Annotated in this window: 21 protein-coding genes; 19 read left to right on the forward strand and 2 right to left on the reverse strand. The window is 58.2% G+C overall.

Annotated features, from left to right (window positions below):
* Window positions 1–21: 21 nt before the first annotated feature.
* Window positions 22–3,534, reverse strand: a complete 3,513-nt coding sequence (nifJ, locus tag N7922_RS13010; protein WP_263096660.1) for a pyruvate:ferredoxin (flavodoxin) oxidoreductase — start codon at window positions 3,532–3,534, stop codon at window positions 22–24.
* 369 nt (window positions 3,535–3,903) lie between these two features.
* Here nifJ and nifH point away from each other — a divergent pair, with 369 nt between their 5' ends.
* From nifH to nifM, 14 genes are all read left to right on the forward strand, one after another.
* Complete coding sequence (gene nifH / locus N7922_RS13015; protein ID WP_263096662.1) at window positions 3,904–4,785, forward strand: nitrogenase iron protein; 882 nt, start codon at window positions 3,904–3,906, stop codon at window positions 4,783–4,785.
* 26 nt (window positions 4,786–4,811) lie between these two features.
* Window positions 4,812–6,260, forward strand: a complete 1,449-nt coding sequence (nifD, locus tag N7922_RS13020; RefSeq protein WP_263096663.1) for a nitrogenase molybdenum-iron protein alpha chain — start codon at window positions 4,812–4,814, stop codon at window positions 6,258–6,260.
* 55 nt (window positions 6,261–6,315) lie between these two features.
* Window positions 6,316–7,878 (forward strand): nitrogenase molybdenum-iron protein subunit beta, encoded by a 1,563-nt coding sequence (nifK, locus tag N7922_RS13025; RefSeq protein ID WP_263096664.1) that lies wholly within the window; start codon window positions 6,316–6,318, stop codon window positions 7,876–7,878.
* Window positions 7,879–7,918: 40 nt separating this feature from the next.
* Window positions 7,919–8,137, forward strand: a complete 219-nt coding sequence (nifT, locus tag N7922_RS13030) for a putative nitrogen fixation protein NifT (protein WP_263096666.1) — start codon at window positions 7,919–7,921, stop codon at window positions 8,135–8,137.
* Window positions 8,138–8,148: 11 nt separating this feature from the next.
* Window positions 8,149–8,811 (forward strand): NifB/NifX family molybdenum-iron cluster-binding protein, encoded by a 663-nt coding sequence (locus tag N7922_RS13035; RefSeq protein ID WP_263096667.1) that lies wholly within the window; start codon window positions 8,149–8,151, stop codon window positions 8,809–8,811.
* 165 nt (window positions 8,812–8,976) lie between these two features.
* On the forward strand, window positions 8,977–10,350 hold the full coding sequence (gene nifE, locus N7922_RS13040) for a nitrogenase iron-molybdenum cofactor biosynthesis protein NifE (protein WP_263096668.1): 1,374 nt from the start codon (window positions 8,977–8,979) through the stop codon (window positions 10,348–10,350).
* A gap of 10 nt (window positions 10,351–10,360) precedes the next feature.
* Entirely contained in the window at window positions 10,361–11,746 is a 1,386-nt protein-coding gene (nifN, locus tag N7922_RS13045; protein ID WP_263100902.1) for a nitrogenase iron-molybdenum cofactor biosynthesis protein NifN, read from the forward strand.
* Complete coding sequence (locus tag N7922_RS13050; RefSeq protein ID WP_263096669.1) at window positions 11,733–12,197, forward strand: NifB/NifX family molybdenum-iron cluster-binding protein; 465 nt, start codon at window positions 11,733–11,735, stop codon at window positions 12,195–12,197. The genes nifN and N7922_RS13050 overlap by 14 nt, the downstream gene beginning before the upstream one ends.
* 206 nt (window positions 12,198–12,403) lie before the next feature.
* Window positions 12,404–13,228, forward strand: a complete 825-nt coding sequence (gene nifU, locus N7922_RS13055) for a Fe-S cluster assembly protein NifU (RefSeq protein WP_263096670.1) — start codon at window positions 12,404–12,406, stop codon at window positions 13,226–13,228.
* 31 nt (window positions 13,229–13,259) lie between these two features.
* Window positions 13,260–14,462 carry a cysteine desulfurase NifS gene (gene nifS, locus N7922_RS13060; RefSeq protein ID WP_263096671.1) on the forward strand — a complete coding sequence of 401 codons (1,203 nt, stop codon included), beginning with the start codon at window positions 13,260–13,262 and terminating at the stop codon, window positions 14,460–14,462.
* Window positions 14,463–14,471: 9 nt separating this feature from the next.
* Window positions 14,472–15,617, forward strand: a complete 1,146-nt coding sequence (gene nifV / locus N7922_RS13065) for a homocitrate synthase (RefSeq protein WP_263096672.1) — start codon at window positions 14,472–14,474, stop codon at window positions 15,615–15,617.
* Window positions 15,618–15,619: 2 nt separating this feature from the next.
* Window positions 15,620–15,877, forward strand: a complete 258-nt coding sequence (locus tag N7922_RS13070) for a nitrogenase-stabilizing/protective protein NifW (RefSeq protein WP_263096674.1) — start codon at window positions 15,620–15,622, stop codon at window positions 15,875–15,877.
* Entirely contained in the window at window positions 15,874–16,314 is a 441-nt protein-coding gene (locus tag N7922_RS13075) for a nitrogen fixation protein NifZ (protein WP_263096675.1), read from the forward strand. The genes N7922_RS13070 and N7922_RS13075 overlap by 4 nt, the downstream gene beginning before the upstream one ends.
* On the forward strand, window positions 16,311–17,108 hold the full coding sequence (gene nifM / locus N7922_RS13080) for a nitrogen fixation protein NifM (protein ID WP_263096677.1): 798 nt from the start codon (window positions 16,311–16,313) through the stop codon (window positions 17,106–17,108). Before N7922_RS13075 ends, nifM begins: the two co-directional genes overlap by 4 nt.
* Before the next feature lie 41 nt (window positions 17,109–17,149).
* Here the strand turns inward: nifM and N7922_RS13085 are convergent, their stop codons facing one another.
* Window positions 17,150–17,680: a flavodoxin gene (locus N7922_RS13085; RefSeq protein WP_263096678.1), complete on the reverse strand. Its 531-nt coding sequence runs from the start codon at window positions 17,678–17,680 to the stop codon at window positions 17,150–17,152.
* 357 nt (window positions 17,681–18,037) lie between these two features.
* On the opposite strand from N7922_RS13085, the gene nifL reads away from it, so the two are divergent.
* The 5 genes from nifL (at window position 18,038) to N7922_RS13110 (ending at window position 24,601) form a co-directional block, all read left to right on the forward strand.
* Window positions 18,038–19,525: a nitrogen fixation negative regulator NifL gene (nifL, locus tag N7922_RS13090; RefSeq protein WP_263096679.1), complete on the forward strand. Its 1,488-nt coding sequence runs from the start codon at window positions 18,038–18,040 to the stop codon at window positions 19,523–19,525.
* On the forward strand, window positions 19,522–21,093 hold the full coding sequence (gene nifA / locus N7922_RS13095) for a nif-specific transcriptional activator NifA (protein WP_263096681.1): 1,572 nt from the start codon (window positions 19,522–19,524) through the stop codon (window positions 21,091–21,093). Before nifL ends, nifA begins: the two co-directional genes overlap by 4 nt.
* 167 nt (window positions 21,094–21,260) lie before the next feature.
* On the forward strand, window positions 21,261–22,655 hold the full coding sequence (gene nifB / locus N7922_RS13100; protein ID WP_263096682.1) for a nitrogenase cofactor biosynthesis protein NifB: 1,395 nt from the start codon (window positions 21,261–21,263) through the stop codon (window positions 22,653–22,655).
* On the forward strand, window positions 22,655–23,164 hold the full coding sequence (locus N7922_RS13105; RefSeq protein WP_263096683.1) for a nitrogen fixation protein NifQ: 510 nt from the start codon (window positions 22,655–22,657) through the stop codon (window positions 23,162–23,164). The genes nifB and N7922_RS13105 overlap by 1 nt, the downstream gene beginning before the upstream one ends.
* A 279-nt stretch (window positions 23,165–23,443) precedes the next feature.
* On the forward strand, window positions 23,444–24,601 hold the full coding sequence (locus N7922_RS13110; RefSeq protein ID WP_263096684.1) for an EAL and HDOD domain-containing protein: 1,158 nt from the start codon (window positions 23,444–23,446) through the stop codon (window positions 24,599–24,601).
* Window positions 24,602–24,646 lie beyond the last annotated feature (45 nt).

Consider the following 24,646-nt stretch of genomic DNA (forward strand, 5'->3'; position numbering starts at 1 on the left):
CAGCGCCATCCGGCAAGCGGCTTATTCTCCCGCCCGTCGCTGATACTGCGCAAAACGCTGCTTCGCATCCTGTTCGGTTTGCTCAAACAGTTGCCCGGCAAGCTCAGGCGATGTCCGCGCCAGCGAGGCATAGCGCACTTCGCCCAACAGGAACTCGCGGAAATCCTCTTCCGGCTCTTCAGAGTCGAGCACAAACGGATTCTTGCCCTTCGCTGCCAGTTGTGGATTGTATCGCCATAAGTGCCAGTAACCGGACTCCACCGCCCGTTTGGCTTCACGCATGCTGCACCCCATCCCGGCTTTCAGACCATGATTAATGCAGGCGGCATACGCGATCACCAGCGACGGCCCCGGCCAGGCTTCCGCTTCGGCAAGCGCCCGTAAGGTTTGCGCTTTATCCGCCCCCATGGCGATCTGCGCGACGTACACATTGCCGTAGCTCACCGCCATCATGCCAAGATCCTTTTTACGCGTGCGTTTGCCTTCCGCGGCAAATTTGGCAATCGCCGCCACCGGCGTCGCCTTCGACGACTGGCCGCCGGTATTGGAGTAAACCTCGGTATCAAACACCAGAATATTCACGTCCTCACCGGACGCGAGCACATGATCCAGTCCGCCAAACCCAATGTCGTACGCCCAGCCATCACCGCCGAGGATCCACTGGGAACGCCGGGTGAAATAGTCGCGGTTTTGATACAGCCGGTTAAGCAGAGCGTTATCGCCTTTCTCCTGCGCCAGCAGCGCGCTCAGGTGTTCGCTACGCTCGCGGCTACCCTCTCCACTCTCTTTATGTTCCAGCCATGCGCACAGCGCCTGCTGCAACCCGCTACTGACCGGCGCGGCCAGCGCTGCGTTCACGTCGCTGGCGATTTGCTCACGTATCGCCCGACCGCCCAGCATCATCCCTAAGCCAAATTCGGCATTATCTTCAAACAGCGAGTTGGCCCAGGCGGGCCCCTGGCCTTTGTGGTTAGTGGTCCACGGGATCGACGGCGCGCTCGCGCCCCAGATGGAGGAGCAGCCGGTGGCATTGGCGATCATCATCCGATCACCAAACAACTGGGTGATCAGCCGGGCATACGGCGTCTCGCCGCAGCCCGCACACGCGCCGGAGAACTCCAGCAGCGGCGTTTCAAACTGGCTGCCCTTGACCGTGGTTTTGTTAAACGGATTGGCTTTTGGCGACAGTCCCAGCGCATGATCCCAGATAGCCGCCATATGCCGCTGGCTCTCCAGCGGCTGCATACTCAGCGCTTTGCCCTTCGCCGGGCAGATATCCGCACAGTTGCCGCAGCCGGAGCAATCCAGCGGTGAAATCGCCAGATGGTATTCATACCCTTTCGCCCCCTGCGCGGGCTTACTCAGCAGCGCCGTCGGTGCGGATTCGCGTTCGTCTGTATCGAGCAGCGCCGGGCGCACCGCGGCATGCGGGCAGATAAACGCGCACTGATTACACTGGGTACAGCCCTCCGGTTGCCAGACCGGCACTTGCAGGGCGATGCCGCGTTTCTCCCAGGCGGCGGTGCCGGGTGGAAAGGTACCATCTTCCATGCCGATAAACGCGCTGACCGGCAGTGTGTCACCATTCTGCCGGTTCATCGGTTCGAGGATGTCGCGGATGAAATCCGGCAGCAGCCGGGTATCCGCAGGCCGTTCCTCCTCCAGCGTTGCCCAGCGCTCCGGCACCATCACTTCGTGAATCGCCTCCATCCCCAGATCGATGGCGGCGTTGTTCATCTCGACAACTTTTTGCCCTTTACGCCCGTACGATTTTTCTACCGCCTGTTTCAAATACTCTGAGGCGGTTTGCGGGTCGATAATGCCCGCCAGCTTAAAAAATGCCGACTGCATCAGCATATTGAAACGCCCGCCCAGCCCCAGTTTGCGCGCGATATCCACCGCATTCAGGGTATAAAAGCGGATGCCCTGGCGGGCAATATAACGCTTCATGCTGTTGGGCAGGTTCGCCTCCAGATCCTCGCCAAACCAGGTGCAGTTCAGCAGAAAGGTTCCTCCGGGATTTAACCCCTCCAGCAGATCATATTTATCGACATAGGATTGCTGTGAACAGGCGATAAAGTCGGCCTTGTGGATCAGATACGGCGAGGTGATGGGACGCTCACCAAAGCGCAAATGGGAGACGGTAATGCCGCCGGATTTTTTCGAATCGTAGGCAAAGTAGGCCTGCGCATACATTGGCGTTTTATCGCCGATAATTTTGATGGCGCTTTTGTTGGCGCTGACCGTGCCGTCTGAACCCAGCCCCCAGAATTTACAGGCGGTGATCCCTTCGCGGGAGACCTGCACATCCTGCATGGGCAACGGCAACGAAGTGTGGGTGACGTCGTCGAAAATCCCCACCGTGAAACCATCCTTCGGCAGCGGTTTTTTCAGGTTTTCAAACACCGACACAATATGCCCCGGCAGCACATCTTTGCCCCCCAGCGCGTAACGGCCGCCCACAATCAGCGGCGCGTTGTCGTGGTGGTAAAAGGCGTTTTTTACATCCAGGCATAAGGGTTCGGCCTGCGCACCCGGCTCTTTCGTGCGATCGAGCACCGCAATACGCTTCACGCTCGGCGGGATGCTGGCAAAAAAGTGCGCCAGCGAAAACGGGCGAAACAGGTGTACCGTCACCAGTCCGACTTTCTCCCCGCTGTCGATCAGCGCATCCACCACTTCGGAAATGGTGTCGCACACCGACCCCATAGCAATGATGATTTGTTCAGCGTCTTCCGCGCCGTAATAATCAAACAGGTGATACTCGCGCCCGGTGATGGCGGCGATCTCTGCCATATAACCTTCAACGATATCCGGCAGCGCCGCATAGTAGCGGTTGGCCGCTTCGCGCTCCTGAAAGTAGATATCGGGGTTTTGCGCCGTACCGCGGATCACCGGGTGATCGGGGTTAAGGGCGTTGCGGCGAAAACGGTCCAGCGCGTCGGTATCCAGCAGCGGGGCCAGCTCGTCATACTCCAGAACCTCGATTTTCTGGATCTCATGGGAAGTGCGAAAACCGTCAAAGAAGTTGATAAACGGCACGCGACCTTTGATGGCCGCCAGATGCGCCACCGCCGAGAGATCCATCACCTGCTGCACATTGCTCTCCACCAGCATGGCGCAGCCCGTCTGGCGAACGGCCATCACATCCTGATGATCGCCAAAAATGTTCAGCGAATTGGCCGCCAGCGCCCGGGCGCTGACATGAAACACCCCCGGCAACAGCTCTCCGGCGATTTTATACAGATTGGGGATCATCAGCAGTAGCCCTTGCGAGGCGGTATAGGTGCTGGTCAGCGCCCCGGCCTGTAACGCACCGTGCACCGCCCCGGCCGCCCCGGCTTCGGATTGCATCTCCATTAACCGTACCGGCTGACCAAACAGGTTTTTCTTACCGGCGGCGGCCCATTCATCCACGTTTTCCGCCATTGGCGTGGAGGGGGTGATGGGGTAAATCGCCGCGACATCGGTAAAGGCATAGGCGATCCATGCCGCCGCGGCGTTGCCATCCATTGTTTTCATCTTTCCGGACATTGCTCGTTCCTCGAATGTGAGAGGCCTGGTCAGCGGGCTATTGCACAGCCTGTGCCAGCTCCTTTATTCGTGGAAATACAAGCCATTACTGAGCATCCGACAAACGCAATTGCGTGGAATAAGACAGCGAAAGCGACATCCTGTTGAACAGCCGACAAAGTGTCGGGCAACGGGCACGCACCGCCGCCGACAAACACGATTGTTCGGTTTCGTACAAATGGTCTGGCGATTGTTTACTCTTTGCCCTTCCCGCTCAGACATCGAAAAAACAAAAAACCAATACAATCAGTTAATTAACAAATATGGCATGGCTGGTATGTTCCCTGCACAAGGGTATGTGGCAAACACACAACCCACAGGAGAAACACCATGACCATGCGTCAATGTGCGATTTACGGTAAAGGCGGTATTGGTAAATCCACTACCACACAAAACCTCGTTGCCGCCCTCGCGGAGATGGGCAAAAAAGTGATGATCGTTGGCTGCGACCCGAAAGCCGACTCCACCCGTTTGATCCTTCACGCCAAAGCGCAAAACACCATTATGGAGATGGCGGCAGAAGTCGGTTCCGTGGAAGATCTGGAACTGGAAGACGTGCTGCAAATCGGTTACGGCGGCGTGCGCTGCGCGGAATCCGGCGGCCCGGAGCCAGGCGTGGGCTGCGCGGGGCGCGGGGTGATCACCGCCATCAACTTCCTTGAAGAAGAAGGCGCGTATGTTCCCGACCTCGATTTCGTGTTTTACGACGTGCTCGGCGACGTGGTGTGCGGCGGTTTCGCCATGCCGATCCGTGAAAACAAGGCGCAGGAGATCTATATCGTCTGTTCCGGCGAAATGATGGCGATGTACGCCGCCAACAACATCTCCAAAGGCATTGTTAAATATGCCAAATCCGGCAAGGTGCGCCTCGGCGGGCTGATTTGTAACTCTCGCCAGACCGATCGTGAAGACGAGCTGATCATTGCGCTGGCGGAAAAACTCGGCACGCAAATGATCCACTTCGTGCCGCGCGACAACATTGTGCAGCGCGCCGAAATCCGCCGCATGACGGTGATTGAGTATGACCCCACCTGCAACCAGGCGAATGAATACCGCACGCTGGCCAGCAAAATCGTCAACAACACCAAAATGGTGGTCCCGACCCCCTGCACCATGGATGAACTGGAAGAGCTGCTGATGGAGTTCGGCATTATGGATGTGGAAGACACCAGCATCATCGGTAAAACCGCCGCCGAAGAGAACGCGGCCTGAGGCCTCCCGATCGAAGGAATAGCGCAATGAGCAATGCAACAGGCGAACGTAATCTGGACATCATCCAGGAGGTGCTGGAGGTTTTTCCGGAGAAGACGCGCAAAGAACGCAGAAAGCACATGATGGTCACCGATCCGGAGCAGGAAAGCGTCGGTAAGTGCATCATCTCCAACCGTAAGTCACAGCCCGGCGTGATGACCGTGCGCGGCTGTTCTTACGCCGGTTCTAAAGGGGTGGTGTTTGGGCCGATCAAGGATATGGCCCATATCTCCCACGGCCCGATCGGCTGCGGTCAGTACTCCCGCGCCGGTCGGCGTAACTACTACACCGGGGTCAGCGGCGTGGACAGCTTCGGCACGCTGAATTTCACCTCGGATTTTCAGGAGCGCGACATCGTGTTTGGCGGCGACAAAAAGCTGACCAAACTGATTGAAGAGATGGAAATGCTGTTCCCGCTGACCAAAGGCATCTCGATCCAGTCGGAGTGCCCGGTGGGCCTGATCGGCGACGATATCGAAGCCGTTGCCAACGCCAGCCGTAAAGCACTGAACAAACCGGTGATCCCGGTGCGCTGCGAAGGGTTTCGCGGCGTGTCGCAGTCTCTCGGGCACCATATTGCCAATGACGTGATCCGCGACTGGGTGCTGGATAACCGCGAGGGCAAACCGTTCGAATCCACCCCGTATGATGTGGCGATCATCGGCGATTACAACATCGGCGGCGATGCCTGGGCGTCACGTATTTTGCTCGAAGAGATGGGGTTGCGGGTGGTGGCGCAGTGGTCCGGCGACGGCACGCTGGTGGAGATGGAAAACACCCCGTTCGTGAAGCTCAACCTCGTGCACTGTTATCGCTCCATGAACTACATCTCCCGTCATATGGAGGAAAAACACGGCATTCCGTGGATGGAGTACAACTTCTTTGGCCCGACCAAAATCGCCGAGTCGCTGCGGAAAATCGCCGATCAGTTTGACGACACCATTCGCGCCAATGCTGAAACGGTGATCGCCCGCTATCAGGCGCAAAACGACGCCATCATCGCCAAATACCGGCCGCGTCTTGAGGGACGCAAAGTGCTGCTCTATATGGGCGGGTTGCGTCCGCGTCATGTGATAGGCGCTTATGAAGATCTGGGGATGGAGATCATCGCCGCAGGCTACGAGTTCGGCCATAACGACGATTACGATCGCACCCTGCCGGATCTGAAAGAAGGCACGCTGCTGTTTGATGACGCCAGCAGCTATGAACTGGAAGCATTTGTTAAAGCCCTGAAGCCGGATCTGATCGGTTCCGGCATCAAAGAGAAGTACATCTTCCAGAAAATGGGCGTGCCGTTTCGCCAGATGCACTCCTGGGATTACTCCGGCCCGTACCACGGCTATGACGGTTTCGCCATTTTCGCCCGTGATATGGATATGACGCTCAACAACCCCGCCTGGGGCCAGTTGACCGCGCCGTGGCTGAAATCCGCCTGACTTTTATCCTGCTATCCCGTCTGTTCACCGATTTGTGGCGCGGGAGGAGAACACCATGAGCCAAACTGTTGAGAAAATACATAACTGCCATCCTTTGTTCGAACAGGATGCCTACCAGACGTTGTTTCGCGGTAAACGGGGAATGGAAGAAGCGCACTCGCCGGAGCGGGTGCAGGAAGTGTTCCAGTGGACCACCACACCGGAGTACGAAGCGCTGAACTTTACACGCGAAGCGCTGACCATCGATCCCGCCAAAGCCTGTCAGCCGTTGGGGGCGGTGCTCTGTTCGCTGGGGTTCGCCAATACCCTGCCCTATGTGCACGGTTCTCAGGGCTGCGTGGCCTATTTCCGCACCTATTTTAACCGTCACTTTAAAGAGCCGGTGGCCTGCGTATCGGACTCCATGACCGAAGATGCCGCCGTGTTCGGCGGCAATAATAACCTCAATACCGGCCTGCAAAACGCCAGTGCACTGTACAAACCGGAGATCATCGCCGTCTCCACCACCTGTATGGCAGAAGTGATCGGCGACGATTTACAGGCCTTTATCGCCAACGCCAAAAAAGACGGTTTTCTTGATGCCGCCATTCCGGTGCCGTACGCCCATACGCCGAGCTTTATCGGCAGCCATGTTACCGGCTGGGACAATATGTTCGAAGGTTTTGCCCGCGCCTTCACCGCCGATTATCAGGCGCAGCCGGGCACACTGCCGCGCATCAATCTGGTGACCGGTTTTGAAACCTATCTGGGTAATTTCCGCGTGCTGAAACGCATGATGGAACAGATGGACGTGCCCTGTAGCCTGCTGTCGGACCCTTCAGAGGTGCTGGATACCCCGGCGGATGGCCATTACCACATGTATTCCGGCGGTACCACGCAACAGGAGATGCGCGAAGCGCCCGACGCCATCGACACGCTGCTGCTGCAACCCTGGCAACTGGTGAAAACCAAAAAAGTGGTGCAGGAGATGTGGAACCAGCCGGCGACAGACGTCACGACACCGATTGGCCTGGCGGCCACCGATGCGCTGCTGATGACCATCAGCCAGCTTACCGGCAAGCCGATAGCCGATGCGCTGACACTGGAGCGCGGCCGGCTGGTGGATATGATGCTCGACTCCCACACCTGGCTGCACGGCAAGAAATTCGGTCTGTTTGGCGACCCGGATTTTGTGATGGGGCTGACCCGTTTCCTGCTGGAACTGGGCTGCGAGCCGACGGTTGTCCTCAGCCACAACGGCAGTAAACGCTGGCAGAAAGCGATGAAGAAAATGCTCGACGACTCGCCGTATGGTCAGCAGAGCGAAGTCTTTATCAACTGCGATTTGTGGCATTTCCGTTCGCTGATGTTCACCCGCCAGCCAGATTTTATGATTGGCAACTCCTATGGCAAGTTCATTCAACGCGACACCCTCGCCAAAGGCGAACAGTTTGAAGTCCCGCTGATCCGCCTGGGCTTCCCGCTGTTTGACCGCCACCATCTGCACCGCCAGACCACCTGGGGCTACGAAGGGGCGATGAGCATCCTGACGACGCTGGTTAACGCGGTGCTGGATAAGGTGGACAAAGAGACCATCAAGCTTGGCAAAACCGACTACAGCTTCGACCTTATCCGTTAACCATCACAGCCCCGTCGCTGACGGGGCTCAGGGAGGCACTATGCCGGTCATTATCATTCGCCAGCGCGGCGACGATCTCTACTGCTATATCGCCAAACAGGATCTGGAAGCGCGGGTTCTGCACATTGAGCATGACACCCCACAACGCTGGGGCGGCGTGCTTTCTCTCGAGGGTGGACGCCGTTATTACGTGAATGAGCAGCCGGGACGCCCTGCGTTTCCGGTCAGTTTGCGCGCCACCCGCGATGCGCTGGTGTAAGGAGGTGTTCCATGTCTGACAACGACAGACTTTTCTGGCGCATGCTGGCGCTGTTTCAGTCTCTGCCGGAGTTACAGCCTGCGCAGATTGTTGCCTGGCTGACCGACGAGCGTGACGAGACGCTGACCCCGGATTATCTGGCGTCGCTGAATACGCAGCAACTGGAGGCACGATTCCCCTACGCGCATGCGCTGATGTCCAGAGGGCGCTGGAGCCGGGTAAGAGCGTGTCTGCGCGGCGAATTGCCTGCGCATCTCACGGTGCACACGCCACACGCGCGGCGTCCACAGTTAATTGTCGCTTTTTGTTCGCAGGATGGTCTGACGATCAACGGCCATTTTGGTCAGGGTCGTCTGTTCTTTATCTACGCCTTTGATGAGCAGGGGTACTGGTTACATGACTTACGTCGCTACCCCGGCAGTCAGGAGGATAAAGAGCCGAATGAGAGCCGCGCGCGCTTACTGGACGATTGCCACCTGCTGTTCTGTGAAGCGATTGGCGGCCCGGCTGCGGCGCGCCTGATCCGCCACAATATTCACCCCATGAAAGTCGCACCGGGTTTTACCCTTCTTTCGCAGTGCGAAGCGCTCAAGACGCTGCTTGCCGGGCAGTTACCCCCCTGGCTGGCTAAACGGCTGGAGCGCGACAACCCGCTGGAAACGCGCGTGTTTTAACCCCTTCTCATCCCCCGTTCGCGGGGGATTTTTTTGACGTCGGCATTACGTCAATTGTCCGTTTTGTCGCAAAGCCAACATAAATTTCCCCTTAAAAATCAATAACTCTCTTCTGGCCTGCGATTTGCAACACCGCCGGTAACCCAATCCATACATGAGGTCACTATGAAGGGGAATGAGATTCTCGCACTGCTTGATGAGCCTGCCTGCGAACACAACCATAAACAAAAAACCGGCTGTAGCGCGCCCAAACCCGGGGCAACCGCGGGCGGCTGCGCCTTTGATGGCGCACAGATCACCTTGTTACCGCTGTCCGATGTGGCGCATCTGGTGCACGGCCCGATCGGCTGTACCGGCAGCTCCTGGGACAATCGCGGCAGCCTGAGCTCTGGCCCGCGTATCAACCGGCTGGGCTTTACCACCGATCTTAACGAGCAGGATGTGATCATGGGGCGCGGTGAGCGCCGTCTGTTTCATGCGGTGCGCCATATCGTCAACCGCTATCACCCGGCAGCAGTATTCGTCTACAACACCTGCGTACCGGCCATGGAGGGCGACGATATTGATGCCGTCTGTCAGGCGGCGGCGACCGCTACGGGCGTGCCGGTGATCGCCGTGGATGCAGCGGGTTTTTACGGCAGTAAAAATCTCGGCAATCGCCTGGCCGGCGAGGTGATGGTGAAGCAGGTGATCGGCAGTCGCGAACCGTCGCCCTGGCCGGACGATACCCCCTTTTCTCCGGCGCACCGCCACGATATCGGGCTGATTGGCGAGTTCAACATTGCCGGGGAGTTCTGGCATATCCAGCCGTTGCTCGATGAGCTGGGGATCCGTGTACTGGGGAGTCTTTCCGGCGACGGGCGATTTACCGACATTCAGACCCTGCACCGGGCGCAGGTCAATATGCTGGTCTGCTCGCGGGCACTGATTAACGTTGCCCGCGCGCTGGAACAACGTTATGGCACGCCGTGGTTTGAGGGCAGCTTTTACGGCGTGCGCGCCACCTCCGATGCCTTGCGCCAGTTGGCCGCGCTGACCGGCGATGAGGATCTGATCGCGCGAACGGCGGCGTTAATCACCCGCGAAGAGCAGCGCGCAGAACGGGCGCTGGCCCCGTTGCGTGCGCGGTTACGCGGTCGCAAAGCGCTGCTGTACACCGGCGGCGTGAAGTCCTGGTCGGTGGTCTCCGCGTTACAGGATCTGGGGATGACCGTGGTCGCAACCGGTACCCGCAAGTCCACCGAAGAGGATCGGCAACGCATCCGCGAACTGATGGGTGACGAGGCCATCATGCTCGACGAGGGCAATGCCCGTACGCTGCTGGATGTGGTTTACCGCTACCAGGCGGACATGATGATCGCCGGTGGACGCAATATGTACACCGCCTACAAAGCGCGGTTGCCGTTTCTGGATATCAACCAGGAGCGCGAGCATGCCTTCGCCGGCTATCGCGGCATCGTCACGCTGGCCGAACAACTGTGTCAGACCCTGGAAAGCCCGGTCTGGCCGCAAACTCACGCGCGTGCGCCGTGGCAATAAGGAGTCGATGATGGCCGAAATCATACGTAATAAAAAACCGCTGGCGGTCAGCCCCATAAAAAGCGGTCAGCCGTTGGGGGCGATCCTTGCCAGTATGGGGTTTGAACAGACCATTCCGCTGGTGCATGGCGCTCAGGGGTGCAGCGCTTTCGCAAAGGTCTTTTTTATCCAGCATTTTCACGATCCGATCCCCTTACAATCAACGGCGATGGACCCGACCTCGACCATTATGGGCGCGGATGAAAACATTTTTACCGCGCTGAATATCCTCTGCCAGCGCAATAACCCCAAAGCCATTGTGCTGCTCAGCACCGGGCTTTCGGAGGCCCAGGGCAGCGACATTTCCCGTGTGGTGCGTCAGTTCCGCGATGATTTCCCGCGTCATAAAGGCGTGGCGCTCCTCACCGTCAATACACCGGATTTTTACGGCACGCTGGAGAACGGCTACAGCGCAGTGCTGGAAAGCGTGATTGCGCAGTGGGTGGCGGAAAAACCGCTGCCGGGTCTGCGTAATCGCCGCGTTAACTTGCTGCTCAGCCATTTATTGACACCAGGAGATGTGGAACTGCTGCGCAGCTATGTGGAGGCGTTTGGATTACAACCGGTCATGGTGCCGGATCTCTCGCTGTCGCTGGATGGTCATCTGGCGAATGGCGATTTCTCGCCCGTCACCCAGGGCGGTGCGTCTCTGCGCATGATCGAGCAGATGGGGCAAAGCCTGTGTTCCTTTGCCATCGGCGTCTCCCTTTCCCGTGCAGCCACGCTGCTGGCGCAGCGCAGTCGCGGTGAGGTGATCGCCCTGCCGCATCTGATGACGCTTGGCAACTGCGACCAGTTTATTCACCACCTGCAACGCCTCTCCGGGCGTGACGTTCCGGCCTGGATTGAGCGCCAGCGCGGGCAATTACAGGATGCGATGATCGATTGTCATATGTGGCTACAGGGGGCGCGCATGGCGCTGGCGGCGGAAGGCGATCTGCTGGCGGCATGGTGTGATTTCGCCCGCAGTCAGGGCATGGTTCCCGGCCCGGTTGTCGCGCCGGTGAGTCAGCCGGGGTTGCAAAATCTGCCCGTCGACAGCGTGACCATTGGCGATCTGGAAGACTTGCAGGATTTGTTGTGCGCCACCCCGGCGGATCTGCTGGTCGCCAACTCCCACGCCGCAGATCTGGCGGAGCAGTTCGCTATCACGCTGGTGCGCGCAGGCTTTCCTCTTTATGACCGGCTCGGCGAGTTTCGCCGCGTGCGCCAGGGCTACGCGGGCATGCGCGATACCCTGTTCGAACTGGCGAACACCCTGCGCGAGCGCCATCATCACCTGCCCACTTACCACTCCCCGTTGCGCCAGCACGTTAGCGAACCGCCGATTTCCGGAGGCAACTATGCACTATGTTAACCGCCAGTTCAGCACCATTTGCTCCGGCGTCTGGTCAATGAAAGTGGCCTTTGCCAGCTCCGACTATCACCATGTGGATCAGCACTTTGGCGCAACGCCGAGGCTGGTTATTTACGGTGTGAAGGAGAACGACGTGACGCTGTTGCGGGTGGTGGATTTTTCGGTGTTCGCCGGGCACCAGCAAGAGAAAATCACCAGCCGGATTGCAGCACTGGAGGATTGCGTGACGCTCTACTGTGTGGCGATCGGCGAAAGCGTCTTCCGCCAGCTGCTGCAAATTGGCGTGCGCGCCGTCCGCGTTCCGGCAGAGACCACTATTGAGGGGCTGTTGCAGGAAATTCAGCACTACTGGTATGACAAAGAGCAGCGAAAAAATACGCGCAACCGCAATCCGCAGCGCTTTGCACAACTCCTGCAGGAGAACGACTGGCAGGATGACGAGGAGCGCTGACCGCCAACTGTGTCGGCTCTGTGACAAAACCAACATAAAACTGCGACACAGCGCGCAGTTTTATGTCAGGAACAAAACTTAACCCTCTGAAAATACGCCACTTTACCTTCTGGTACTGCTTTTGCTTGATACGTCTGACCCGCCGTTGATTGACGCGGTGAAATGCGCCCCGGCGCTTTCCGTCATACATCCTGGGAGCTGAGAGCATGTGGAATTACTCCGAGAAAGTGAAAGATCATTTTTTTAATCCCCGTAACGCCAGGGTGGTGGATAACGCCAACGCCGTTGGCGACGTGGGATCGTTAAGCTGCGGCGATGCGTTGCGGCTGATGTTACGAGTGGATCCGCAAAGTGAAACCATCCTGGAGGCCGGGTTTCAGACCTTTGGTTGCGGCAGCGCCATTGCCTCTTCGTCGGCGTTAACTGAACTGATCATTGGCCGGACGCTGGCGCAGGCTGAACAGGTGACCAACCAGCAGATCGCCGACTATCTCGACGGCCTGCCGCCGCAAAAAATGCACTGCTCCGTGATGGGTCAGGAGGCGCTGCGGGCGGCGATTGCCCACTATCGCGGCGAAACGCTGGAAGACGACCATGAAGAAGGCGCGTTGATCTGCAAATGTTTTGGCGTCGACGAAGGCCAGATCCGCCGCGCGGTGTTAAGCAACGGATTGACCACGCTTGAAGAGGTGATCAACTACACCAAAGCGGGCGGCGGCTGTACCGCGTGCCATGAAAAAATCGAACTGGCGCTGGCGGACATTCTGGCGCAGCACCCGCAGATTGCCGCCCCTGCCGCAGAACAGAAAGATCCGCACTGGCAGGAAGTGGTGGATGCCATCACCGAACTGCGCCCGCATATTCAGGCCGATGGCGGCGATATGACGCTGGTGAATGTCGCCGCACACACTGTGACGGTCAGCCTTTCCGGCAGTTGCAGCGGCTGCATGATGACCGATATGACGCTGGCGTGGCTGCAACAAAAGCTGATGGAGCGTACCGGCTGTTATATGGACGTCGTGGCGGCCTGAAGCGCCGCCGGTCAACCGAGGGGAAATCACCATGAAACAGGTTTATCTGGACAATAACGCCACCACCCGCATCGATCCGATGGTGCTGGAAGCGATGATGCCGTTCCTGACTGAACATTACGGCAACCCGTCATCCATTCACGATTTTGGCGCACCGTCGCGCGTCGCCCTTGAGCGGGCGCGCCAACAGGTAGCCGACCTGCTCGGTGCGGAACACGCCAGTGAGATTATTTTTACCTCCTGCGCCACCGAAGCCACCTCTACCGCCCTGCATGCCGCAGTCGAACTGATGCCGGAACGGCGGGAGATCATCACAACCGCGGTGGAGCACCCGGCGACCCTGGCGGTGTGTGAACATCTGGAGCGCCAGGGCTACCTTATCCACCGCATTGCGGTGAATACCGATGGCGTGCTGGATATGCAGCAGTATCGCCAGGCGCTGAGCCCGCGCGTTGCGGTGGTCAGCGTTATGTGGGCCAACAATGAAACCGGCGTCCTGTTTCCGGTTGTGGAAATGGCGGCAATGGCGCACGACGTCGGCGCGTTGTTTCACTGCGACGCGGTACAGGTGGTGGGGAAAATGCCGCTGGATATCGGTCGGACGTCCATTGATATGCTCTCCTGCTCGGCGCATAAACTGCATGGTCCGAAAGGCGTCGGTTGCCTCTATTTACGCCGCGGTTCGCGCTTTCGTCCGCTGCTGCGCGGCGGGCATCAGGAGCGGGGCCGCCGGGCGGGCACTGAAAATATCGCTGGCATTGTGGGCATGGGCGCGGCATGTGAACTGGCGCAGGTGCACCTGCCGGGGATGAACACCATTGCTGCGTTGCGCGATCGTCTTGAACGCGAACTGGTCAGCCAGGTGCCCTCGGTGAGGGTGATGGGCGGCAATGCACCGCGCGTTCCCGGCACCGTCAATCTGGCGTTTGAGTTTATCGAAGGCGAAGCGATCCTGTTGCTGCTCAACCAGGCCGGGATAGCGGCATCCAGCGGCAGCGCCTGCACCTCGGGGTCGCTGGAGCCGTCGCATGTGATGCGCGCCATGCATATTCCCTATACCGCCGCGCATGGCAGTATTCGCTTTTCGCTCTCCCGGTATACCCGAGAGAAAGAGATAGAGTACGTCATTGATGCGCTGCCGCCCATCATCGCCCGCCTGCGCGCGCTGTCTCCCTACTGGCAGGACGGCAAACCGCGTCCGGCTGAAGCCATTTTCACACCGGTTTACGGTTAAGGCGGCGTCATGGCAAGCGTAGTGATTAACGATACGACGCTGCGGGACGGCGAACAGAGCCCCGGCGTGGCCTTTCGCGCCAGCGAGAAAGTGGCGCTGGCGCAGGCGCTGTATGAAGCCGGCGTCACCGCACTGGAAGTCGGCACACCCGCCATGGGCGACGAGGAGCGCACGCGCATGCAACTGGTACGCCGCCACCTACCCGCCGCCACGCTGATGGCCTGGTGCCGGATGAACCGCGACGAAATTCAGCAAAGCGCCGAGCTGGGCATGGATTGGGTGGATATCTCCCTGCCCGCTTCCGACAAACTGCGGCAGTACAAACTGCGTGAGCCGCTACCGCGTTTGCTGGAACGGCTGACCACGCTGATTGCGCAGGCACAAGCGCTGGGTTTGCAAGTCTGCATCGGCTGTGAAGATGCTTCCCGCGCCAGCGATCTCACCCTACAGACCATCGCGGAAACTGCACAGCAGGCAGGCGCGCAGCGGCTGCGTTTTGCCGATACCCTCGGCGTGCTCGACCCGTTTACCACCGCCACCCGGATCGGTACGTTGCGGCAACACTGGGCGGGCGAGATTGAAATGCACGCGCACAACGATCTGGGACTGGCGACCGCCAATACCCTGGCGGCGGTACGCGCCGGGGCGACCAGCGTCAATACCACCGTGTTGGGGCTGGGCGAACGGGCTGGCAATGCGGCGCTGGAGACCGTCGCCCTCGGGCTGCACCGCTGCCTGGGCATCGACTGTGGGGTGCACTTCGCCCGCTTACCCGCCCTGTGCCAGCAAGTCGCCGATGCCGCCCTGCGCCCGATAGACGCCCAGCAACCGTTGGTGGGCGCACAGGTGTTTACCCACGAGTCCGGCGTGCATGTCGCCGCGCTGCTGCGCGATCGTGACAGTTACCAGGCGATTGACCCGGCACTGATGGGCCGTGAATACCGGCTGGTGCTCGGCAAACACTCCGGACGCCAGGCCGTGGACGGCGTGTTCGCCCGCATGGGCTACCGCCTCGACGCCCTGCAAATCGAGCAGTTGCTTCCGGCGATCCGTCGCTTTGCCGAGAGCTGGAAACGCACGCCCAAAGATTATGAACTGGTCGCCATTTACGATGAGCTGTGCGGCAGCGCAGCACAACAGGCCGCAGGGAGTTGAGCATGGAGTGGTTTTATCGCATCCCCGGCGTGGATGAACTCGACAGCGCCGAATCCTTTTTTGAATTTTTCTGCGTGCCCTACGCATCACCGGCGTTGCGCAGTTGCTGCCTGCGGGTACTGCGTGATTTTCACCAGCGCCTGCGCGACCACGTGCCGCTGCGGAATTTACTCGAAGAGGATCCCCGCGCCCCCTGGCTTCTCGCCCGGCGTCTGCTGGCGGAGAGTTATCAGCACTGCACTGCGGAGCATAGGCAATGACACAAAAATATGCCTTTGGCGAAGAGGTTCGCGTAACACGCGCGATCCGCAACGACGGCACCCTGTTCGGTTACCGGCGCGGCGACTTGCTGGTGCGTCGCGGCAGTACCGGGTTTGTGCGCGAATGGGGAACATTTTTGCTGGATCAGATTATCTACCAGATCCATTTTCTCGACAGCGATCTGATTGTCGGCTGCCGGGAAGAGGAGCTGCTCCCGGCCTCCGCGCCGTGGCACGCCGGTCAGTTTCAGTATGGCGACCACATCGTGTGCCGCTGCGCGTTAGCCATCAATGGCGACGTGGTGATTGCCGCTGGCGCGCAGGGGCAAATCGCGGCAACCGATCAGGGCGATAACGGAGAAAGTTACATTGTCACCTTTATGGCGCGTAGTTTTCAGGTGCCTGCCAGCGCCATGATACTGGCGGAGGAACAATGAAAGAGCCTGCATGGGCGCGTTTTGCCAGGCGGCGTCTGGCGTTGTCGCGCTGGCACTGTGAGCCGGACGCCCTTCCCGCTGCACAGAAAGCCGCTTTCGAGGCAGCCTGGCTGCGCCAGCAACGGCTGGAAAGCGCGGTGGTGGAGGCCGCTGGCGGAGAAAACATTCCGGACGCGGTGCGCAGCGCCGTCGCCGCCTCCCTGGCGCCTCAGCTTGATGAGGGGCAATTTTCCGCTGCGGACCGCCAGGCGGTGATCCACCACCATGCGCTGATGGAGATGCAGCTCACCCGCATTGCCGCGTCAGCCCCCCAGCCCGATGACATTCAGGTGCTGGCCTGGTATCAGCAACATCAGGCGCAATTTATGCGCCCGGAGCAGCGCTTAACCTCGCATCTGCTGGTGACGGTCGATAACGATGGCGAAACGGTGCGACGCCAGGTGGCGCGTTTTCATCAGGAAATCGTTCGCGCCCGCACCGCATTCAGCCACCTGGCGCTGCGCTACTCGCACTGCCCCAGCGCGCTGGAAGGCGGTCGGCTGGGCTGGATCAGCCGGGGATTGCTCTACCCGCAGCTGGAACAGGCGCTGTTTGCGCTGAACGAGAATGACGTTAGCGCGCCCATTGAAACCGAGCTTGGCTGGCATTTAGTGTGGTGTGAGCACATCAGGGAGCCCGCGCCGATGGCGGAAAACGAGGCGCTGGCAAAAGCGCGGGAACACCTGTACGCACTCAATCAGCAACAGTGGCAGCGCCGCTGGCTGGCGACACTGATTAACGAGGCATCGGCCTGACGCGTTTTTGCGCATCAGGCCCGATACCCGGCGGTGTGCGGTTACAGAATCGACGGTTTGAGGCTTTCCAGCCAGGCATCGACCCGTTCGTCGGTCAGGTCATACTGATTGTCCTGATCGATAACCAGACCCACGAACTTATCCGCTTCCAGCGCCGAGGAAGCGTTAAATGTGTAACCGTCGTTGGGCCACAGGCCAACCACCTGCGCACCGCATTTTTTCAGCGTGTCATACAGCGGGCGCATACCACTGACAAAATTATCCGGGTAACCGACCTGATCGCCCAGCCCGAATAACGCCACGGTTTTACCGCTCAGGCTGGTTCCGGCAAGCTGCGCCATAAATTCGCCCCAGGATTCGCTTTCACACCCCGCTTCCAGCCCCGGCAGTTGCCCGTCGCCCAGCGTCGGTGTGCCGAGTAGCAGCACCGGATAAGAGAGAAAGGTCGCCAGATCGGTGCGGTTGATATTGACCGGCGCAGCAGCCGCCTCCCCCAGTTTTTGCTGGATCAGTTTGGCGATTTTGCGGGTTTTGCCGGTATCTGTGCCGAAAAAAATACCAATAGTAGCCATTGTATGCTCCTGTCAGGAAAAAGGATTAATCCGCCATGAAAAGGCGGGGATCAGGCAGGATATTGCGAAGGCTGTGCCAGGTTTATTGATGAGCAACCCCTGCACCAAACCGGGTGTGCACGCACCATCGTGATGCTTTTTTCGCCAGCACGTTTCCCCGCCAGCGCCCGTCCGCAGGGCATCAACGCGATAAATGCCGTCGAATACCGATCTGGATCAATGTTAACGCCGGTTAAGTCCGCAGAAGGTGCACTCTTTGCATGGTTAATTTACGCCCGACGCGTGCGGGTGAAAGTCGACAGGTGGCACAAATTGTCATAACTGCGACATAACCAACGCTGACCCCAGGAGTGCGTGATGACCCTGAATATGATGATGGATGCGACCGCGCCGGAAGAGATAGCCGGGGCGCTGACTCAACGGCATCCTGGCCTGTTTTTTACCATGGTCGAACAAGCGCCTGTGGCGATCTCGCTGACCGATCCTCATGCGCGGATCGTCTACGCTAACCCGGCGTTTTGCCGCCAGACCGGTTATGACCTTGAACAGTTGTTACAGCAAAATCCGCGTCTGTTGTCGAGTAAGCAAACACCACGGGAAATTTACCAGCAGATGTGGCAGACGCTGCTGCAACGCCGGGCCTGGCGCGGGCAACTGATTAACCGCCGCCAGGACGGTAGTCTCTATCTGGTGGAGATCGACATTACGCCGGTTATCAATCAGTTCGGTGTGCTGGAGCACTATCTGGCAATGCAGAGGGATATCAGCGCCAGCTATGCGCTGGAGCAGCGGCTGCGTAACCATATGACGCTAACGGAAGCGGTGCTTAACAATATTCCGGCGGCGGTCGTGGTGGTGGATGAGTACGACCGGGTAGTGATGGACAACCTGGTCTACAAAACGTTTTGCGCCGACTGCGGTGGTAAAGAGTTGCTCAGTGAACTGAATTTCTCCGCCCGCAAAGCGGAACTGGCCAACGGCCAGGTGTTACCCGTCGTGATCCGTGGCGTGGTGCGCTGGTTGTCAGTCACCTGTTGGGCGCTCCCCGGCGTCAGCGAAGAAGCCGGACGTTACTTTATTGATAGCGCGCTCCCCCGCACGCTGGTGGTGATCACCGACGACACCCAACAACAGCAGCAACGGGAACAGGGGCGTCTCGATCGCCTGAAACAACAGATGACCACCGGCAAACTGCTGGCGGCGATTCGCGAGTCGCTGGATGCGGCGCTGATTCAGCTTAATTGCCCCATCAATATGCTGGCGGCCGCGCGGCGTCTGAACGGCGATGATCACAATAATGTAGCGCTGGATGCCGCCTGGCGCGAAGGCGAAGAAGCGATGGCGCGTCTGCAACGTTGCCGCCCGTCGCTGGAGCTGGAAAGCGCCGCCGTCTGGCCGTTGCAGCCCTTTTTTGACGATCTGCGCGCCCTCTATCACACCCGTTTTGATGAGGGTAAAAACCTGTACATCGAACTCGACTCTCCGCAACTGGTCGGTTTTGGTCAGCGCACACAACTGCTTGCCTGCCTGAGCCTGTGGCTTGACAGGACGCTGGATATTGCTGCCGGCCTGCGCGATTTCACCGCGCAAACACAAATTTTCGCCCGCGAAGAGAATGGCTGGCTCTCCGTCTATATCAACGACAATGTGCCGCTGATCCAGGTGCGTTACACCCACTCTCCCGACGCGTTAAATGCCCCGGGAAAAGGGATGGAGCTGCGCCTGATCCAGACGCTGGTTGCTCACCACCGCGGTGCGATAGAACTGACCTCACGCCCCGAAGGGGGCACCTGCCTGACCCTGCGTTTCCCGTTATTTCATTCACTGACCGGAGGCTCACAATGACCCAGCGAACCGAGTCGGGTAATCCCGTCTGGCGCTTCGACCTGTCCCAGCAGTTTACCGCGATGCAACGTATCAGCGTGGTGTTAAGCCGGGCGACAGAGATTGGTCAGACATTACAGGAAGTACTATGCGTGCTGCACAACGATGCGTTTATGCAACACGGGATGATCTGTCTGTACGACAATCAGCAATCCATCCTCAGTATTGAAGCCTTGCAGGAAGCCGATCAGGAGTTGATTCCCGGCAGTTCGCTGATCCGCTATCGGCCCGGAGAAGGACTGGTCGGCACGGTGCTGTCGCAGGGGCAATCGCTGGTTCTGCCGCGCGTCGCCGACGATCAGCGTTTTCTCGATCGCCTGGGATTGTATGACTACAACCTGCCGTTTATCGCCGTGCCATTGATGGGGCTCCAGTCACAACCGATGGGCGTGCTGGCCGCGCAGCCGATGGCGCGTTTCGAGGAGCGATTGCCCGCCTGTACGCGTTTTCTGGAAACGGTCGCCAACCTGGTGGCGCAAACGGTACGGCTGATGATGCGCCCCGCCGCCCCCTCGCCACGTGCAACAGTGATGAACAATGAACGCCCGCGCAGCTGTGCGACGACGCGCCCGTTTGGTTTTGAAAATATGGTCGGCAATAGCCCGGCGATGCGCCAGACCATGGAGATTATTCGCCAGGTTTCCCGCTGGGACACCACCGTGCTGGTACGGGGAGAAAGCGGTACCGGCAAGGAGCTGATCGCCAATGCTATCCATCACAACTCACCGCGCGCCGGTGCGCCGTTTGTGAAATTTAACTGCGCCGCACTGCCCGATACGCTGCTGGAAAGCGAGTTGTTTGGTCATGAGAAAGGCGCATTCACCGGTGCGGTGCGCCAGCGCAAAGGCCGCTTCGAACTGGCGGACGGCGGCACACTGTTTCTTGATGAGATTGGTGAAAGCAGCGCCTCGTTTCAGGCCAAGCTGCTGCGGATTTTGCAGGAAGGCGAAATGGAGCGCGTCGGCGGTGACGAAACGCTACAGGTGAATGTTCGTATTATTGCGGCGACCAATCGCAATCTGGAGGAAGAGGTGCGGCTGGGAAATTTTCGTGAGGATCTCTACTACCGTCTCAATGTGATGCCTATCTCCCTGCCCCCGCTGCGCGAGCGGCAGGAGGACATTGCCGACCTGGCGCACTTTCTGGTGCGTAAAATCGCGCAGAACCAGAGCCGTACGCTGCGCATCAGCGATGGCGCTATCCGCCTGTTGATGAGCTACAACTGGCCCGGCAACGTGCGCGAACTGGAAAACTGCATTGAACGCTCGGCGGTGATGTCGGAGAGCGGTCTGATCGATCGCGACGTGATTCTGTTTAATCACCGGGAAAATACGCCGAAGCAGCCCCTGCTCAGTACGTCACGGGAGGATAGCTGGCTCGATCACTCGCTGGATGAACGTCAGCGGTTGATTGCCGCGCTGGAAAAAGCCGGCTGGGTGCAGGCGAAAGCGGCGCGTTTACTGGGGATGACTCCACGCCAGGTGGCGTACCGCATTCAGACCATGGATATCACCCTGCCCAGAATGTGAATGTCGGATTTGTGGCATTCGGCACAATGTCAGCCAAATGCCACAACATTCACAACACAACGCCGACACGGGAAAATTAAATCTATTTTTTTTCAATACGTTAAAATTCCGGCACGCGGTACAGGATTTGCAGCAGGAGGTGATGACTCCGTAACGAAGGTATCCCCATGACTTCCTGCTCATCCGCCGCTGGCGGTTCACGCTGCCGGGCCGTTCAGCCTGAACCCTTATCTGATGTTGTGGCCAGCAAAGTGGCGTTGCATCCCTGCTACTCGCGCAGCGGTCACCACCGTTTTGCACGCATGCACCTGCCCGTCGCCCCCGCCTGTAATCTGCAATGTCATTACTGCAACCGTAAATTTGATTGCAGCAATGAGTCCCGACCGGGGGTCTCTTCCTCGCTGCTGACGCCGGAACAGGCGGTCGCCAAAGTGCGCCACGTCGCAGCGGCTATTCCACAGTTATCGGTGGTGGGGATTGCAGGTCCCGGCGATCCACTGGCAAATATGAGCCGCACTTTTACCACCCTGCAACTGATCCGCGAGCACTTGCCGGATATGAAATTATGCCTGTCTACCAACGGGTTAATGCTGCCGGATGCGGTGGATCGCCTGGTCGATGTGGGCGTCGATCACGTTACAGTGACCATTAATACTCTCGACCCGGAGATTGCCGCGCAGATCTATGCATGGCTGTGGCTGGACGGCGAGCGTTATAGCGGGCGCGAAGCCGGTGAATTACTGATCGCCCGGCAATTAGCCGGGGTACGCCGTCTGACGGAAAAAGGCGTGCTGGTAAAAATCAACTCCGTGTTAATCCCCGGTATTAACGACCAGACGCTGGCGGACGTCAGCCGCGAACTGCGTGCCAGCGGTGCATTTATTCATAATATTATGCCGCTGATTGCCCGCCCCGAACACGGCACGGTATTTGGTCTGAATGGCCAGCCGGAGCCGGATGCCGCGATGACAGCCCGCGTCCGGGAACAGTGCGGCGAGGTGATGCCGCAAATGACCCACTGCCAGCAGTGCCGCGCCGATGCTATCGGTATGCTGGGGGAAGATCGCAGCCAGCAGTTTGCGCTGATACCCGTCGATGAGTCGCCGCAACCCTGGCTGCCAACGCTCTACCGCCGCACGCAACTGCATGCCAGCATTCTGACCAAAGGCGAGGCTGACGAGAAAGATGCCTGCCTGGTCGCCGTGGCCTCGACCCACGGAGAGGTGATCGACGCGCATTTTGGTCATGCGGATCGCTTTCGCATCTACAGCTTGTCGGCGGCGGGCGCAGTGCTGGTCAATGAGCGATTTACGCCGAAATATTGCCGCGGGAGCGACGAATGTGACCCGCAGGAGGGTGATGCGCTCTTTGAGCTACTGGCGGATGTGAAAGCGGTGTTTTGCGCGCGCATCGGTTACGCGCCGTGGCAAAAGCTGGAAGCGCGCGGCATTCAGCCCTGTGTGGACGATGCCTGGCAACCGGTCAATACCGCGCTACTGCGTTGGTGGCAACGCTGGCGTCAGCAGTGCGCGGCAGAACAGCCTGACCAGGGGGTGGCCTGATGTTGACACGCAACTGGCTACAGCGTTTGTTATGGCTTTATGCCCATGGCGAGGGTTGCTATCCGTTAACGATGGGGCTTGATGCCGCGCAATGGGCGACATTGCAGGCAGATTTTTCGCCTCCTGCGGGGCAGATCCCTGCAGATTGCCTGCTGCGGCAAACAGTGATGAGCGAACTGAACGCCACCCGCACGGAGGAGTGCCAGCAACTGGCGCAGTGGCTGGCGTACTATATGGCGCCTGATGCGGCGCCAATGCATCTGATCATTGCCAGCGTGTCGCTGGCATTTAATCATCTCTGGCAGGATCTGGGGCTGAGCTCGCGCGAAGAGTTGCGGGAGTTGATGAGCGACTGCTTTCCGCGCCTTGTTGAGATGAATACCCAGAATATGCGCTGGAAAAAATTCTTCTATCGCCAGCGCTGTCTGCAAACCGACGGCGAACGGGTCTGCCGCTCCCCCAGTTGTGATGCCTGCTGCGAACGCGCGCACTGTTTTGAACCTGCCTGAATCCTTAACGTAAACAGGCCCGGCGGCGCCACGTTCATCGGGTCTGAATATCTGTGCATCCCCGCGCCGCTGTCCTATTATTTAAGAATAAAAGTAAAATATTTTGCCGCAATCACACGGTTCCGGTAGTCAGGGTGTTACTGTAGCCTATATATTTGGAAAACTTATACAAATGTACACAGGTGTGTGAGGTAGCGAATGTATTCTTTTGTGGCCAGACAGGCGATATTTGATAAACAATTAAACACCGTCGGTTACGAGCTTCTCTTCAGGGACAGTATGGACAACCGTTTCCCGGATATCTCTGCGGAACAAGCCACCACGCAATTAATTGAGGAACAATTTCTCAGCGCCCCTGTCGGACGCAAAAGTGACAACAGCACGGTATATGTTAATTTCCCTTATCAACTGCTGGTTGAAGGTCTGGCGGAAACGTTGCCAAAAGATCGCGTAGTCATTGAAATCCTTGAAAATGCTAACCCGGATGGCAAGCTACTGGAAACGGTAAAACGTTTACATAACGGCGGATTTCGCATCGCACTGGATGATTTTGTTCCCGGTAGCGAATGGGATTCATTTATGCCGTATGTCAACGTGATTAAATTTGATATAAGGAATTGTTCGCGCGACGAAATAAGCCAGTTTATTCGTTCAAACCGTGATTTATTACGCCATACCGTTTTGCTGGCGGAAAAAGTGGAGACCTATGACGAATTTGAAAGTTATAAAAAAATGGGCTTCAATTTGTTTCAGGGTTATTTTTTCAGCAAACCAGTGGTCACTAAGCGAAATAAACTGGTGCAAAACCGGGCATTCGCACTGAAATTGATGCAGGAAGTGAACGTAGAATCGCCTAATTTAAATAAAATTGAAGATCTGTTAAAACGCGACGTCTCACTCTCCTTCAAGATTATGCGTTACGCGCAGAATATTCTTTATAACACACGCGGCATCAGCGGGTTTCGCAATCAATCATTACGCGACGTGGTGGTCTACCTCGGGATTAGCGAAATGCGCCGTTTTGTGTTGGTCGCTTGCCTGACCTCGTTTGAAGAGGTGAGCAACACCGAGATCTATTATCTCAGTCTTATCCGCGCAAAATTCTGCGAACTGCTGGCGGCCCGCACCTCGGAAAATAACGCCATTAATGATGCATTTATGGTCGGTTTATTCTCCTTGCTCGATGTGATCCTTGGTCTGCCGCTTGACGAGCTGCTTGAGCAAATCACCGTCTCTCCGGAAGTGGCGAAGGCCCTGCAAAGCAACAGTGGTGAGCTGTATCTTTATCTGCGTCTGGCGCGTCTCTATGAACAGCGGATCTGGAAAGAAGCCAACGAAGTTGCGGCGCAATTAGGTCTGCCGAATGCACTGGTCAGCGAGCTGATGAACCAGGCGACAAAATGGGCGGATGAACTGCCGATTAGCACATCGCGTTAATTCTTATTTCCGTTAAACGCGTCTTTGTAATCATTATTTTCAGTA

Origin of the sequence: Kosakonia sp. ML.JS2a (assembly GCF_025642095.1) — a bacterium.
Taxonomy (GTDB): Bacteria; Pseudomonadota; Gammaproteobacteria; order Enterobacterales; family Enterobacteriaceae.